Genomic DNA, 15,180 nt, shown 5'->3' with positions numbered 1-15,180 from the left:
AAATTATTTACCAGTTTCTATCCAGTTATTTATTTTCTTTTCCAGAAGAGCTAAAGGTAACACACCTGATTCTAGTACTTTTTGATGGAAAACTTTAATGTCAAATTTGTCTTTCATCTTGTCTTGTGCTTTTTTACGCAATTCTAGAATTTTCATTTGTCCCATTTTATAAGATAATGCTTGTCCCGGAATAGCCATGTAACGCTCAATTTCTGCAGTTATTCCTTCTACACTTTCGGCTTCATTATCTAATGAATATTTAATGGCCTGTTCGCGTGTCCAACCTAAATTATGCATTCCGGTGTCAACAACAAGTCTTACCGCTCTGTGCATTTCGTTACCTAACATTCCAAAATATTGATACGGATCAGTGTATAAACCCAATTCTTTTCCTAAACTTTCGGTATATAAAGCCCAACCTTCGCCATAAGCGCCAAACCAATTGTATTTTCTAAAATCTGGCAATTGTTGATTTTCTTGTTGCAAAGAGATTTGAAAGTGATGTCCCGGGATTGCTTCATGTAAAAACAAATCTTCATCACCATAGCAATTATAAGTTTTCACATCAGGAATAGGGACATAAAAAGTACCTGGTCTTGAACCATCAGCTGTTCCTTGATTGTATTCGGCACTTGCTGTTTTTTCTCTAAAAGCTTCAGTTCTCTTGATTTGGAAAGGACATTTCGGTTGCAATGAAAACAACTTATCTACATTAGGTTTGATGGTTTGATGTATTCTTTCAAAGTTGGCTATAACCTCTTCCGGTGTTTTGAACGACATCAATTCTGGTTTTGTTTTAACATGTTCAAAAAATTCATTTATCGTTCCTTTGAAACCAACTTGCTCTTTAACTTTTTCCATTTCGGCTTTTATTCTTGCTACTTCTTTTAAACCAAGTGCATGAATTTCTTCCGGAGTTTTTGTAGTAGTTGTCCATTGTTTTACATAAACTTTGTACAACTCTTTTCCATTTGGCAAACTGCCTATACCACTCGTAGATCTTGAAGCAGGAAGGTATTCGTTTTTCAAAAAGGCTGTTATTTTTTTGAATTGTGGCTCTAATTTTTCTTTGATTGTAGCAGTATATTCTTTTTTCAAAGCGTCTTGTTGCTCAGGTGTAATCTCTTTTGGAAACGATTTTACTGCCGAATAGAACAAGTTGTCTTCTACATTTGGTGTTATCATACTCTCAAACTGAGGTATAACTTTAACGGTTAAAGCTTTTGGCAAAACTATACCTTTATCGATTCCTTTTTTCATATATACCATTGCAGAATCCATCCAAACTGAAAATAAATCCATTCTCTTCAAGAAGTTTTTATAATCTTTCTCCGTTTTAAACGGTTGTGCACTTGAGCCACTGGCAAACTGTCCCATGGTTATGTTTGATCCCCAAAATTGGTGAATAGGCATTAAATTGGTGTCGTACTTTAATAAATCCTTACCAATAGAAACTTCCCATTTGATGATGTCATAGCTATTCTTCTCTTCGGCAGATAAAGCAGTGGTGTCAACAGTTGTCAACTCATTTTCGAATTTATCAAAAAAAGCGGCTTGTTTTTTACGATAGGAATCAGTCATTTCAAAGACAAGTTTATCGTTGTATTCGTTTTGTCCATTTTGAGTCGCGCCCAGCGGATCTAATTCGTTTTTACCGTCGAAGTAAGCATCGGTAATAGCTTTAAAATTTTGTTCTTTCTTTTCAGATTTGCAGTTTACTACCAATAATGCCACTATGATAATTATTGATAGTCTTTTTAAGTTTTTCATGTTTAATGGTTTAGTTCGTAAAACTATTAGTTTGTATTTTATGAATTTGTTACTAAAATAATAAAAAATCAGCCGTGATATACACGCGATGCAATAATCCGAGTTTCCTTTATTTCAAGAACTTCGGCAACGAGTATATTGTCTTCGTTTTCAACAGTTCGAATGTATTCCATAAAAACCCTGTCGGCATTTGATGTTAAGGAAGTTACCTTATAATGCAAACTTGGCAAACGGTCAAATGAATCTTTCCACCATGATCTCAAAGCCTCTTTACCTGTAACCAAACCGTTGGTTTCGGGATGATGGATTTTTAATTTTGGACTATAATGCTGCGCTTCGTCATCATATAACGATAATAGTTTTTCAAGGTTATGCGCATTAAACGCTTCAAACCAAAGCATTGCAATCGATAAGTTTTTCTCTGCTGACATAGTTTTGATAAATAAAAAAGCCTCTTGTTTTTAAAAAAGAGGACTTTTTGTTGTGCTGAATATATTTATTTTATGAGTTTTTTAAATTGATAATTTCCTGTTCGGTCAGGAAACGCCAGTTACCACGAGGTAAATTCTTTTTGGTTAAACCGGCAAAAGCAACTCTGTCGATTCTTAAAACATCATAACCTAAATGTTCAAAAATATTACGAACCACTTTCACATTCGGAGATTTTAACTGTAAACCGATTTCGCTTTTTGGTTCATTTTCAATATAGCTTACTTCCTGAACGAATACTTTGTGTCCGTCAAGCGTAAGTCCTTTACTGATTTTCTCTAAGTCTTCAAACTTCAGATTTTTGTCTAATGAAACTTGGTAAATTTTTGTCGATTTTTGATTAGGCAACGTAAATTTCCGAATCATATCAGTATCGTTTGTAAATAACAAAAGACCAGTTGTGTTTTTATCCATTCGGCCAATAGCACCAATTTTTGCAGCGGTAGAACCTTTTACCAACTCTAAAACATTACGGTATTCCTGACCTTCATCCAATGCTGTAGTGAAGTTTTTAGGTTTGTTTAGCAAGATATATTCTTTTTTTTCCGGAGTTAAAGTGGCGCCATCAAAGTTTACTACATCACCAGGTTTTACCATATAACCCATTTCAGTAACCGGAATTCCATTCACTTTAACATTCCCTGATTGTATATAGATATCAGCATCACGACGAGAACACGCTCCAGAATTAGCGATGTATTTATTTAACCGAATTTCATCAGCTACTTTTGGTCTTTTCGCTACTTGATTTGGTTTTTTCGCTACTTTGTCTGTAGCTGCAACTTCAATTTTTGTTGCACCAGTTCTAGTAGGTTTTGCTTTTTTCGGACCTTGAGCACGCTTGGCCATGGCAGGTTTTGGCTTATTCGAACTTGGTCGAGAACTATTTGGTCTTGAGCCACTTCCTTTATTATTGCCTTCCTTCTTATTCATAATTCTGTAATTTCTGCAAAGATACGTATTTCAGATGCTTTTTTAGGAGCTATTTCCAGCTATCCACTATATCTTTTGCTTTTTATAGAAAAAAGCAAAAGGATGCCGTTCCTATCTGGGCTAGGGTAACGCTAAAACCGCAACAATCTTCTTCCGTGAACCAGCACTTCCGGATTGATTAAAACAATGCAGAAAACACCAGAAACCACAAGGAACTTTAGAATGTTATGAAGTTTTAGATAGTCTGGTTTTGAATCGGATTTCCATAGTCTTTGCAGAAAGAATATCAAAACAATTAAACTCACATAAAAGTAAATATCCATATAACCTACTTCAAATATTTCAACCAAGAAATAGACAGGGACAATACTTGAAATGGTTAGTAGTGTAATTATTCTTTTGGAAAACATTTCTCCAAAAAGTACCGGAATCGTTTGATAACCATTGGCAATATCCCCTTTAATATTTTCTAAATCTTTTATCATTTCTCTAATTAATAGTAAAAGGAATAGAAAAGTGGCGTGAGCAAATATTTGTGGATATAAATTTTTATAATATAATAAAATGGCAAAGAAGGGTAATACCGCAAGAAAAGCAGCTGTCAGATTTCCAATGATTACTATTTTTTTGAGTTTATGTGAGTAAAACCAAATCAGAAAAATATAAGTTGAGAAGAACAAAACCGCTCTAAAAGACACAAAAAAAGCCAATAAAAAAACAATGAAATTAACGGTAAAATAAAACTGCAACTTTGTTTGTTGACTAACCAATCGGTCAAGTTGTGATTTGTTGGGTCTGTTGATTAAATCTTTCTTACTGTCGTAAAAATTATTAATGATGTAACCTGAGGCAATGGTCAGACCAGAAGCAATCACTATAATAAATAAATTGAAATCGAGTAGAATGTTTAGCGCACGCTTGTTTACGGGAGCCAAAATAAATATGGCTGAAAGGTATTGTGCTAAAGCAATTATTGGAATATTATAACCCCGAATTACAGAAAACATGCTAATGAATTTCAGTACTAAGTGCTTGGTTTTTCTGCTTAGCATTTCAGAAGCAATTAAAACTGGTAAACCACTTCCAATTTATAGTCTTTCAGAGATTTTTTTGCTTTTTCTAAGTCCTGTGTAAAACCTAAAATATAACCACCGCCACCAGAACCACAAAGTTTCAAGTAGTAATCATTGGAGTCAATGCCGTGTTGCCAAATTCCATGAAACGCTTCCGGAATCATTGGTTTGAAGTTGTTCAAAACGATTTTAGAAAGTTGTTTCGTATTGGCAAATAAGGATTTGACATCACCGCCAAGGAAATTCTCGACACAAGCGTCAGTATATTTAATAAACTGAGATTTCAACATTTTGCGAAAACCTTGGTCTTTTAGGTTTTCCATGAAAATGGTTACCATTGGAGCCGTTTCGCCCACAATTCCGGAGTCTAATAAAAACACAGCACCTTTTCCAGTGGTGCTTTGTGATGGAATTCCAGTAGCTTCAATATTATCTTTAGAGTTGATAAGAATTGGAATGCTCAAATAACTATTCAATGGATCAAGACCAGAACTTTTTCCATGGAAAAACGATTCCATTTGAGAAAAAACAGTCTTTAGTTGCAACAATTTTTCTCTTGTCAGGTTTTCTAAAACGGTGATTTTTGTATTGGCATATTTGTCATAAATCGCAGCAACTAATGCGCCACTGCTGCCAACACCATAACCTTGTGGGATACTGGAATCGAAATACATTCCGCGTTCAACATCTTTATTTAAAGCTTCGGTGTTAAAAGTTACTAATTCAGGCTGGTCTTTTTGCAACTGCTCTAAATAAGTTACAAATTTTCTCAAACTTGCATTCGATTTAATAGCTTCCTGCGATGGATTTTCATCCACTTTAAGTGCGCCATTGTAAAAATTGTAGGGGATTGATAAACCTTTAGAATCCTTAATAATTCCGTATTCTCCGAAGAGAAGAATCTTTGAGTAAAAAAGTGGTCCTTTCATAGAATTTTTATTGCTCCTGTTCCAATAGTGTCACAAATATAGTTACCATTTTGACAAAAGCCAACTAATTCGTCCTTAATAAATTGCAAAACAGCCTCTCTAACGTTTTCGGGATACAAAACATGTACGTTTGCTCCTGCATCTAAAGTAAAACAAACAGGGATTTTGGTTTTGCTTCTATAGCTCCAAATACGATTGATGATTTCCAATGTGTTGGGCTTCATCAAAATAAAATAGGGCAAGGATGTCATCATCATGGCATGCAAAGTCAGTGCTTCACTTTCGACAATTTTGATAAATTCATCCAGATTACCGGTTTCTAAAACTGTTTTTATAATTGATAAATTCTGATGCGCTTGTGCAAAACGTTGTTCAGCAAATGGATGATTGTGCATCAAATCATGGCCAACCGTTGAGGAAACTTGCTTTTCACCTTTGTCAACTAACAAAATAGTATCTTGGTAGTTTTTGAAATTAGTGTGAATATTAGAGGAAAATTCTACGCCAAACAAATCGGAACTATCTTCAATTTCAGCATGTTTCCCCCAAACGACAACACTTCCTTTTACGCTTCTGCAAGCGCTTCCCGAACCTAATCGCGCTAAGAAAGAGGCTTTTTGATAAAAGTAATCCTCAGTCATATTTGGATTCAATGCTTTCTCCAAACTCATAATGTTCATAGATAATGCAGCCATTCCGGATGCGGAAGAGGCAATGCCTGAACTATGTGGAAATGTATTTTCGGTATCAATCGTAAAATTATAGGCTGTAAGATAAGGGCAATAGATTTCAATTCGTTCCAAGAATTTTTGAATTTTGGGTTTGAAGTCTTCTTTGGGTTTGCCTTCAAAAAGTAAATCAAATGAAAAGTTTCCATCTGATTGCTTTTTGGTGAAAGCCAATTTGGTAATCGTTTTGCAATGATTAAGAGTAAAGCTAATAGACGGATTTGCCGGAATCTGATTTTCTTTTTTGCCCCAATATTTTACTAATGCAATATTACTTGGTGCACTCCATTGAAAACTTCCGTTTTCGATTGTAGTTGAAAATGGTTTTGAAATAAAATCCTTTTCGGAGAACATAGATTTGAAATTTAAGCAAAGATAGTCTATTAATTTTTTGATTTAAAACTTCAATCTGTCAAAATTCATAGAGTTTTAGTAGTATCTTTACCTGACTGCCACTGGCAGTCCTCCACTTAATATCAAATATAAAAACAACTGATTTTCGTTTAGTATATTTGAAATCAAATAAATTATTGGCTATGCAAAAGATTTTAAAAATAGTTTTGGTCGTTGTGATATGTATAACAGTTGGTTATTTTTCAGGAATGGAAACAAGAGAAAGTATTACAACATGGTATCCGACTTTGGTTAAACCAATTTTTAATCCACCAAACTGGATATTTGGACCTGTTTGGACAGTGTTATATATCATGATGGGAATTGCCGCCGGTTTGGTTTGGACTAGTGGTTCTGATGAACAAACTATTAAAAAAGCACTTGGTTTTTTTGCTATACAACTTGGTTTGAATGCACTATGGTCATTCCTTTTCTTTGGTTTGCACAATCCGCTTTTAGCCTTAACCGAAATCATCTTACTTTGGTTACTGATTTTTGAAACGTATAATGTGTTCAAAAAGATTGATAAAACAGCCGGACTATTATTACTTCCTTATTTGGCGTGGGTAAGTTTTGCCACTATTTTAAACGGAAGTATTTGGTGGTTGAATAGATAATTATGTGATGGTTTCTGCCAAAATATATCCAGATGTCCAGGCATTTTGAAAGTTAAATCCACCAGTAATAGCATCAATATTTACGATTTCGCCAGCAAAGAATAGATTTTCATGCAGTTTGCTTTCCATGGTTTTGAAGTTGATTTCCTTTAAATCAATGCCGCCCGCCGTTACAAATTCTTCCTTAAAAGTGCTTTTACCATTTACCTGAAATTCACCATTAGTGAGTTGGTTGGTTAAATCAGTCAATTGCTTTTTAGATAAGTCAGCCCATTTTGTTTCACTCTCAATTCCCGATGCTAAAACCAAACTTTCCCATAAACGATTCGGAAATTCGAAAGGAGATTTTTTGGATACAGCTTTCTTAGCGTGTTCTTGCTTTAATTCTTTTAAAGTATCTATCGCTTCTTCAAAAGCAACTTCATTGAGCCAATTTACCTGAAGTGTGAATTGGTAATTTTTATCAAATAATTCCCTTGCGCCCCAAGCAGATAATCTTAAAATTCCGGGGCCAGACATTCCCCAATGGGTTATTAGTAATGGTCCGGAAGCTTCGAGTTTACTATTTTTCACTTTCACTTTGGCAAAAGCTGAAAGCCCCATCAAATCTTTGATACGGTTATCTTTTATGTTAAAGGTAAATAAGGAAGGAACCGGTGCGACAATTGTATGGCCAAGTTCAGTGAGCATATCCCAAATTTTCGGATTACTACCGGTAGTCATTATCAGTTTTTGACAAGCAAAAGTTTCATGATTGGTTTCTACTTTCCAATAATCAGTTGCTTTGAAAATAGATTGTACACTTTGACCGGTCAATATTTGAATCCCTAGTTTTTGTGTAGCCAATAGAAAGCAATCAATAATAGTCTGCGAACTATCTGAAGTTGGAAACATTCGTCCGTCTTCTTCAATCTTTAGTTCTACACCATGTTTTTCAAACCATTCAATCGTATCGCCCGAACAAAACTGATGAAACGGGCCACGTAATTCTTTTTCGCCCCGCGGATAAAACTTCACTAAATCATTCGGAACAAAACAGGCATGGGTAACATTACATCTTCCGCCACCTGAAATTCTGACTTTTTCCAGAACGGTTTTGCCTCTTTCGAGGATGGCTACTTTTAGTTTCGGATTCTTTTCTACGATATTAATTGCCGTGAAAAAACCAGCTGCGCCGCCACCAACAATTATAATATCGAAGTTTGAGTTCATAATCTATCCGGAAAATCTGAAATGATACCGTCAACGTTTAACGATTTGACAAAGATAATAGCTTCTTGTTCATTGATGGTCCACGGATAGACTTTAAAATTTTTAGATTGCATTTGATTCACGTTTTCTTCCGTTAACAATTGATAATACGGATGAACAGAATATGCTTTTATAAATTTGGCGAAAGCCAATGCTAAATCCAAATCGGATTCTGTCAAAATGCCAATTCTAATTTTATCATTCAAAAAAACGACTTGCTGCAAGGCATTCCAATCGAAACTGGAAACGATGAAATGTTCGTATTTCCAATGTTTTTCAGCAACATACTTTTCGATAATTTCAACAACTTTATCAGCGGTTTCATAAGTTTTGAGTTCTACATTGATGAAACAATTTCGGTTGACCAATTCGAAAACAGCTTCCAAAGTTGGAATTCCAAATGTTTCCAATTCAGAAGAAGAAATGTCTTTTACAAAACCTTTGCCCAAAGTTGTTCTGTCGATTGTATCATCGTGAATCACCATCACTTTTTCATCCAAACTTAAATGAACATCCAGTTCAATTCCGTCAACGCCAAGTTCAATTGCTTTTTGAAAAGAATCTAAAGTATTTTCGGCAACATATCCTTTTGCTCCGCGATGACCAATTTTGTGCATCTTATAGTTTTTCTAATAGCACAAGTCCGAAATCAGTATTGAGCTTTACTTTTCCTTTTACCACAGTTGCCGTTTTTCCCGAATAAGCATCTCTAACTTTAGTTCCGTTAGCGAAAAGGGTTCCAACCGAAATTGTCTTTTGCCCTTTTTCTAAATCCAATCCAACGACAACCTTATCGCAATATTTCCCTTTGGTAAATTTTCTACTGAAGACATATGGTGAAGCTGAAATTTGATTATGAATTCCGGCACCAACCGCAGGATGTCTTTTTCTGAACTTACCTAATTTCTGCCAATGCGATAAAACCTCTTTGGTAGAAGCGTTGTTAGCAATGTCGTCCCAATTCATAAACGAACGCAAAGTAGCATCGCCTTGAGCGCCTTCAATATCGAGCAATCGCGCACTTTCATCGCCATAATATACTTGGGAAATTCCCGGAGCCAATAATAATTTGGTACCGCTTTCAAAAGTTTTCTCTCGTTTTTTATCAAACGGATATCCATCGTCATGAGACGAAACATAATTCATCACGGTATTTCCTTTTAAATCGTTTTGCAAGATATTAGAATACTTAGAAAACAAGTCCTCGTAATTCAATTTGGCTTCATTTCTAAAATCAAAATTGATTAAACCGGTAAAACCATTTTCAAAATAATTCACTTTCTTATCGCCAAAATCATAGAATTTTTTTCCACCAATGTTATACCCATAAACTTCGCCAACGGTGAAAAACGAATTGTTATCTAAGACTTTTTTCGGATTGCTTTTCTTGTATTCGGCGAAAGCCATGTCACAAACTTTTTTAAAATCGGCCCACACATCTTCCGTTGTATGTTTTGCGGTATCAACCCGGTAACCGTCTATTCCGAAATCAGTTATATAATCCGAAAGCCATTTCATGATGTAATATTTTGGTGCTCTCGGATAACCTGTTTTCTTGAAAAAAGCATCCAATGAAGCTACTTCTTTATCATAACGGCCTTCTTTTTTCCATTTGTTAGCTAAAAATAAAGGTAGTTCTACATTCTCATTGCTCTCTGTTTTCACATCTGGAAGGTTATCTACCAAGGTGCAATTAATATAAGTATCATAAGACTTGTAAGTGCATTTTGGGGAAGTACGAACCCAATCATTTGGATAAACTGAATCTTCAGGAGTCACTGGTCCGGTGTGATTTATTACAGCATCAAGCATAATTCGGATGCCTTTCGCGTGTGCTTTCTGAACCAATTCGGCTAAATCTTTTCGGGTTCCGACACTAGGATCAATCGAACTCCAATCTCTTGTCCAATAACCATGAAAGGCATAAGTGAAGCCCGTTCCTTCGTCAACACCGTCGTGAATTTGCTCTACAATGGGTGTCATCCAAATTACATTGATTCCAAGATTGGTAAAATAACCTTCGTCTAATTTTTGAATGATACCCCGAATATCGCCACCTTCAAAACCGCGCAGTTTTCCGGTTGGTTTGTTTCTATTGAAGGTGTGGTCGTTGGTTTTATCGCCATTGTTAAATCTATCGGTAACAATGAAATACACATTGGCACTTTCCCAAACAAAAGGTGTTTTTGGAGTTACAGGGTTCTTTTTTTGGGCGAAAGCAATTCCGCTAATCACGAAGGCTAACAGTAGGATTATTTTTTTCATTTTAGTACTCTATTTTAACTTCTTGAGTTGTGCCTTTTGTCATAGTAACATTTACTTGCAAAGGTTCGTGAAAGGTTTTATAAATCTGTTCTTGTCCGTTTACAAAGATGCGTTTGGCTTTATTTTTAATGTTATGAATCAAAACAGAAACATCTTTATTGGTCGGATTGTAATTTTTTCCGTTAGTTGATATTAATTTTATTGTTAAGATCTTCCCGTCAGTTGTACTGGTGAAATTTAATATTTCGTATTGTCCTTTTTCAAAAGCATTGGATGTAGCTCCATTATCATTATATAATTTGCCCGAAGAATTTTTAACACTTTCATCAAAATAATAATGCAGATTCAAATTGGCTAATGAATATTGCGATGTATTCTGAATGGTTTCAATCATCGGAATAAAACTTCCGCCACGAACAAACGTTGGAATATAATCATCGGTAACTTTTATGTTTTCTGTTGTTCCGGCAGCATGTTTTTCACTGGTGTAAAAATCAAACCAATTGTTGCTTTTTGGAAAATAAACTTCTGTAGATGTTATTCCAGGTTTTGTAATTGGATTTATCAAAAAGTCATTTCCCCAAAAATAGGTTCCGGTCATAGTTGTCAATGCTATATTATTTGGTTCTTCAAAAAACAACGGACGCATTAACGGAGTTCCTTTTTGATTGTTATCAAAAGATAAAGTATAATTATAAGGCATTAATTGGTAACGCAATTCCACTTGCTTTTTAGCTTTTGCCATTGTAGCAACGTCTTTTCTGGCTACTTCTGAAGCCACATCTTCCTGCGCATGCGGACGGAATATCGGATTGAAAACACCATACTGCAACCAACGTAAATACAGTTCGTTATCAAAATAATCACCTGCAAATCCGCCAAGGTCAGAGTGCATATAGCCTAAACCCTGCATTCCCATTTGTAATGCAATTTCCATCTGACTTTGCAATCCGCCCCAACTTCTGCTTACATCACCGCTCCAAGGCACCATTCCAAAACGCTGTGAACCAGAATATCCTGCACGCATTAAAATAAATGGACGTTGAGAAGGGAAATCTTTTTTATACCCATCAGCAATTAATTTTGCCCAATTGTGTCCGTAAATATTATGCACTTCATCAGCTTTTCCGCCAGCTGTTATTACTTTTGATGGAAATACTTCTGGTTCGCCCAAATCGCCCCACATTCCACCAACGCCTTGATTGATTAATCTTTTGTAAACGTTCCAAAACCAGTCTTTTCCTTCTGGTTTGAAAATGTCGACGACGCTTGTGTTTCCAAAATAAAAATCCCAGGTTGCTGGTTTTCCTGTTTTATCATATACCAATACTTTTTTGTCAACTGCTTCCTGCCATTTGGATGAGGTTGTTAAGATGAAAGGTTCCGTAATCAATACGGTTTTTACACCTTTAGCATTTAAATCAGCAATCATTTTATCAGGATTTGAAAAATTGTCTTTGTCCCAATCGAGATTACCCATTGTTCCTTTTATTCCTTTTCCGAACCAATATAAATCTAGTATAATAGCATCAACCGGAATTTTATTGTCTTCAAATTTCCGAATCGTATTTTCGACTTCTTCCTGTGAATGATAGCCAAAACGACTAGAGAAATTGCCCAAAGCCCAACGTGGTAATAGCGGTTGTTTCCCTGTTAAATCGGTATAATTGGAAACTAATTCGGTCCAAGTGTCACCCACAATTACCTGATAAGTCTTTCTTCCGGATATAGTTTCGTAAGTCAGCGTATTGTCTTTTTTGCTATCCAAATCCAAATAACCAATAGCTGAATTATCAAAATGAACGGCATATAATTTAGACGACAAAACCAACGGAATACAGAAATTCATTAACTCGGCTTTGGTTTCGTAACCATAATGTGCTCTGTTGTACAATTGCAAACGATTGCCGCGTCGGTTCATGCCTAAAGCTCGGGCGCCACCGCCATAAAGAGCCTCAGAATTGTCCAAATTGAAAGACAAGGTTTGTGTGGAGTCGTTTACTTTGGTGTAACCTGATTTTTCGGATAACAAAACTTTTCCCAGATTTGAATAGGTAATTTTGAATGGAGATTTATTAATCACAACTGTAATTCCTTTTGTCAACAGTTTCAAAGAATTTTCAGTTTTGGCAAAACTGGCCCAGCCTTTTTCTGGAGTTTTCACCACAGCTTGTGAATTTGGATTAAAAGTTTCTCCGTTTGGGATGAATGAGGTTTCGACAATCTTATCAGAATACGGTTTTATCAAATAGGCGCCATCCGTGGTTTTGATTTCCAAGATGTTATTTTTCCAGGAATGGGAAATGTATTTTCTAGTTGCATTTTGAGCAAATGAAATTGTGGTAAGTAATAATAGGAGTAATAGCTTTCTCATTTTGTTTAATTCATCTAGCAAAGGCGCAAAGGCGCAAAGCAATTTTATTTATAGCGTTTTATATTTGCGTCTCTGAGACTTTGCGAGACTTTTTTATTTTAGTTCCAATACCAAAACAGATTTCCCTTCAATAACAATATCATTTTTTAAATCAATTGTTTTTCCGGAAAGTATATCATTCCCAGTTTGATAATTTTGAATGCTTTCAGCAAAGCGATTAGTTTTTATAGTTTGTGACTTCGAATTGTTATTTATGATAACCATTACAGATTTATCATCGGTATAACGAAAATAAACATAGACATTATTCTCTGGAATAAAATGTTTCATTTTTCCAAAATGGACAGCATCATTTGTTTTTCTCCATGTGAATAGTTTTGAAGTGAAATCAAAATATTGGTTTTGTGTTTCAGTTCTGCCTTCTTTTGTAAAAGCATTGTTGCTATCTTCATTCCAACCTCCTGGGAAATCTCTTCTAATATCAGGATCTCCACCTTTGTTTCTATCCCCAGCCATGCCAATTTCTGAACCATAATACAATTGGGGGATACCACGAACTGTTGCTAACAAAGTCATAGCCATTTGGTATTTTTTGAAATCGTTTTTATAGATTTCGTTAAAACGGTTGGTATCATGGTTTTCGGCAAATACTAAAATGTTGTTTGGATTTGGATACAGAAAATCATTGGCAAAATTATCGTAGACTTTCATCATCCCTTTTTCCCAAGTTTTGTCTTCTTCATTAAAAATGGATAATAATTCATCCGATAAAATAAAATCCATTACAGTTGGTAAATAAGAATTGAAACTTTGAATTGCTCCAATTTTACTATCTTTTTGCCAGTAGGAAAGCTGGGCTTGATCTCTCATTGAAATTTCACCAACTATATTGAAATAAGGATATTCATCTGTAATAGATTTTGTCCATTTTGCTATTGCATTTGGGTCAGCATAGTTGTAGGTGTCTACTCGAAATCCATCTAAATTGGCATATTCAATCCACCAAATGGCATTTTGTATCAGGTAGTTTAAAACCAAAGGATTTTTTTGATTTAAATCGGGCATTGTTTTTACAAACCATCCGTCAAAACAAGTTTTGTAATCACTATTTGAGGCATGTATGTCATGAACTGTGGTTCTTTTATGAGATGTTTCTGTATATACATCAAATTGATTTATCCAATCGTGTGTTGGTAAATCTTTTATCATCCAATGTTGTGAGCCCCAGTGATTGGTAACATAATCCATGATATTTTTCATACCTCTTTCATGTAATTCTTGACTTAATCGAAGATAATCTTCATTTGTTCCATATCGCGGATCAATTTTATAAACGTCAGATTGACCATAAGTATGATAAGAATAGTTAGGATCATTGTCTTCACAAAGAGGTGTGCACCAGACAGCAGTCGCACCTAGTTTTTTGATATAATCTAAATGATTAATTATACCTTCTATATCGCCGCCATGTCTACCGCCAGGTAAATTACGATTCACTTTTTCAATAGTTTCAGGTGAACTATCGTTATTTGGATTTCCATTGGCAAATCGGTCAGACATTATCAAATAAATCATATCGGAACTATCGTAGCTTTTTCTGAATTTTGAATTTTCTCTTCGTGCCTTAATCGAATAGTTCTTGGTAAAGACAACTTTGTTTTTACTTTTAAAAGAAAAAGTAAGTTCTGTTGGCGCAATATTCTTAGTGTCAATGGTTACAAAAACATAATTGGGATTTTCTGTCTTTTTGATGTTTTCAATAACAACATTATTAGAGACCGCAACTTCATATTGCCCAATGTTTTTTCCGTAAAACATAATTTGAACGCTGGATAAGTTCATCCCGGCATACCAAAATGGCGGTTCTACACGATTAATTTGTGCGAAAGACAAAGCTGTGAAAAGTAATGTTATTGAAAATGTTAAAATTCTCGCGAAGGCGCTAAGGCGCAATTTTTTTTTATAGTCCATATGCTACTCGTTTTATTCCGTCTTTAATTAGAGCTTCATTGAAGTTGATTAATAACCCCAATTTTAATCCCGTTATTTTTATATATGTTAATAGTTGTTTTAAATGAGCGTTTGAAAGTTTTTCAACGGATTTAATTTCTAAAATAACTTTATTTTCAATTATTAAATCAGAACGAAATCCGATATCTAAATAGACGTCATCCCAAATTACAGGAATTGGCTTTTGTCTTTCCACTTTTAATCCTTTTTTTGTTAATTCGTGATACAATATGGCTTCGTAAACACTTTCTAATAAACCAGGGCCGAGTCTTGTATGTATTTTATAACTTAAGTCAACTATGATTTTTGAAAGTTCGTTTTCAGTCATATTTATATTTTATAGTCATT

The 15,180-nt window shown here is 34.9% G+C and carries 13 protein-coding genes; 1 reads left to right on the top strand and 12 read right to left on the bottom strand.

Annotated features, from left to right (window positions below):
• Positions 1–3: 3 nt before the first annotated feature.
• The 6 genes from QWY90_RS12440 to QWY90_RS12415 form a co-directional block, all read right to left on the bottom strand.
• Positions 4–1,770 (bottom strand): DUF885 domain-containing protein, encoded by a 1,767-nt coding sequence (locus QWY90_RS12440; protein WP_290286280.1) that lies wholly within the window; start codon positions 1,768–1,770, stop codon positions 4–6.
• A 68-nt stretch (positions 1,771–1,838) separates the two neighbouring features.
• Complete coding sequence (locus QWY90_RS12435) at positions 1,839–2,201, bottom strand: nuclear transport factor 2 family protein (RefSeq protein ID WP_290286279.1); 363 nt, start codon at positions 2,199–2,201, stop codon at positions 1,839–1,841.
• 70 nt (positions 2,202–2,271) lie between these two features.
• Complete coding sequence (locus tag QWY90_RS12430; protein WP_290286278.1) at positions 2,272–3,192, bottom strand: pseudouridine synthase; 921 nt, start codon at positions 3,190–3,192, stop codon at positions 2,272–2,274.
• 131 nt (positions 3,193–3,323) lie between these two features.
• Positions 3,324–4,244 carry a geranylgeranylglycerol-phosphate geranylgeranyltransferase gene (locus QWY90_RS12425; RefSeq protein ID WP_290286277.1) on the bottom strand — a complete coding sequence of 307 codons (921 nt, stop codon included), beginning with the start codon at positions 4,242–4,244 and terminating at the stop codon, positions 3,324–3,326.
• Positions 4,245–4,255: 11 nt separating this feature from the next.
• A complete protein-coding gene (locus tag QWY90_RS12420) occupies positions 4,256–5,194 on the bottom strand; it encodes a mevalonate kinase family protein (protein ID WP_290286276.1) in 939 nt (312 codons plus the stop codon).
• Positions 5,191–6,276, bottom strand: a complete 1,086-nt coding sequence (locus QWY90_RS12415; RefSeq protein ID WP_290286275.1) for a diphosphomevalonate decarboxylase — start codon at positions 6,274–6,276, stop codon at positions 5,191–5,193. Before QWY90_RS12415 ends, QWY90_RS12420 begins: the two co-directional genes overlap by 4 nt.
• Positions 6,277–6,458: 182 nt before the next feature.
• Between QWY90_RS12415 and QWY90_RS12410 the strand changes: the two genes are divergently transcribed.
• Entirely contained in the window at positions 6,459–6,932 is a 474-nt protein-coding gene (locus QWY90_RS12410) for a TspO/MBR family protein (RefSeq protein WP_290286274.1), read from the top strand.
• Here the strand turns inward: QWY90_RS12410 and QWY90_RS12405 are convergent, their stop codons facing one another.
• From QWY90_RS12405 to QWY90_RS12380, 6 genes are all read right to left on the bottom strand, one after another.
• On the bottom strand, positions 6,933–8,144 hold the full coding sequence (locus QWY90_RS12405) for a BaiN/RdsA family NAD(P)/FAD-dependent oxidoreductase (protein ID WP_290286273.1): 1,212 nt from the start codon (positions 8,142–8,144) through the stop codon (positions 6,933–6,935).
• Complete coding sequence (locus QWY90_RS12400) at positions 8,141–8,800, bottom strand: glycerophosphodiester phosphodiesterase (RefSeq protein WP_290286272.1); 660 nt, start codon at positions 8,798–8,800, stop codon at positions 8,141–8,143. Before QWY90_RS12400 ends, QWY90_RS12405 begins: the two co-directional genes overlap by 4 nt.
• Before the next feature lies 1 nt (position 8,801).
• On the bottom strand, positions 8,802–10,448 hold the full coding sequence (locus QWY90_RS12395) for an alpha-amylase family glycosyl hydrolase (RefSeq protein WP_290286271.1): 1,647 nt from the start codon (positions 10,446–10,448) through the stop codon (positions 8,802–8,804).
• 1 nt (position 10,449) lies between these two features.
• Entirely contained in the window at positions 10,450–12,822 is a 2,373-nt protein-coding gene (locus tag QWY90_RS12390; protein ID WP_290286270.1) for a glycoside hydrolase family 31 protein, read from the bottom strand.
• A 93-nt stretch (positions 12,823–12,915) separates the two neighbouring features.
• Complete coding sequence (locus QWY90_RS12385; protein WP_290286269.1) at positions 12,916–14,793, bottom strand: glycoside hydrolase family 13 protein; 1,878 nt, start codon at positions 14,791–14,793, stop codon at positions 12,916–12,918.
• A complete protein-coding gene (locus tag QWY90_RS12380; RefSeq protein ID WP_290286268.1) occupies positions 14,783–15,160 on the bottom strand; it encodes a GxxExxY protein in 378 nt (125 codons plus the stop codon). The genes QWY90_RS12385 and QWY90_RS12380 overlap by 11 nt, the downstream gene beginning before the upstream one ends.
• Positions 15,161–15,180: the final 20 nt, after the last annotated feature.

Origin of the sequence: Flavobacterium paronense (genome assembly GCF_030409795.1) — a bacterium.
GTDB lineage: Bacteria > Bacteroidota > Bacteroidia > Flavobacteriales > Flavobacteriaceae > Flavobacterium > Flavobacterium paronense.
Note: the sequence above shows the minus strand (reverse complement) of the source record. Positions and strands in the feature narration are given on the sequence as shown.

Excerpts from the sequence above, each read along its gene's own strand:
- QWY90_RS12380 (WP_290286268.1), bottom strand. The coding sequence starts at position 15,160 with ATGACTGAAAACGAACTTTCAAAAATCATAGTTGACTTAAGTTATAAA.
- QWY90_RS12415 (WP_290286275.1), bottom strand. The coding sequence starts at position 6,276 with ATGTTCTCCGAAAAGGATTTTATTTCAAAACCATTTTCAACTACAATC.
- QWY90_RS12390 (WP_290286270.1), bottom strand. The coding sequence starts at position 12,822 with ATGAGAAAGCTATTACTCCTATTATTACTTACCACAATTTCATTTGCT.
- QWY90_RS12385 (WP_290286269.1), bottom strand. The coding sequence starts at position 14,793 with ATGGACTATAAAAAAAAATTGCGCCTTAGCGCCTTCGCGAGAATTTTA.
- QWY90_RS12410 (WP_290286274.1), top strand. The coding sequence starts at position 6,459 with ATGCAAAAGATTTTAAAAATAGTTTTGGTCGTTGTGATATGTATAACA.
- QWY90_RS12395 (WP_290286271.1), bottom strand. The coding sequence starts at position 10,448 with ATGAAAAAAATAATCCTACTGTTAGCCTTCGTGATTAGCGGAATTGCT.
- QWY90_RS12420 (WP_290286276.1), bottom strand. The coding sequence starts at position 5,194 with ATGAAAGGACCACTTTTTTACTCAAAGATTCTTCTCTTCGGAGAATAC.
- QWY90_RS12440 (WP_290286280.1), bottom strand. The coding sequence starts at position 1,770 with ATGAAAAACTTAAAAAGACTATCAATAATTATCATAGTGGCATTATTG.
- QWY90_RS12400 (WP_290286272.1), bottom strand. The coding sequence starts at position 8,800 with ATGCACAAAATTGGTCATCGCGGAGCAAAAGGATATGTTGCCGAAAAT.
- QWY90_RS12435 (WP_290286279.1), bottom strand. The coding sequence starts at position 2,201 with ATGTCAGCAGAGAAAAACTTATCGATTGCAATGCTTTGGTTTGAAGCG.
- QWY90_RS12425 (WP_290286277.1), bottom strand. The coding sequence starts at position 4,244 with ATGCTAAGCAGAAAAACCAAGCACTTAGTACTGAAATTCATTAGCATG.
- QWY90_RS12430 (WP_290286278.1), bottom strand. The coding sequence starts at position 3,192 with ATGAATAAGAAGGAAGGCAATAATAAAGGAAGTGGCTCAAGACCAAAT.
- QWY90_RS12405 (WP_290286273.1), bottom strand. The coding sequence starts at position 8,144 with ATGAACTCAAACTTCGATATTATAATTGTTGGTGGCGGCGCAGCTGGT.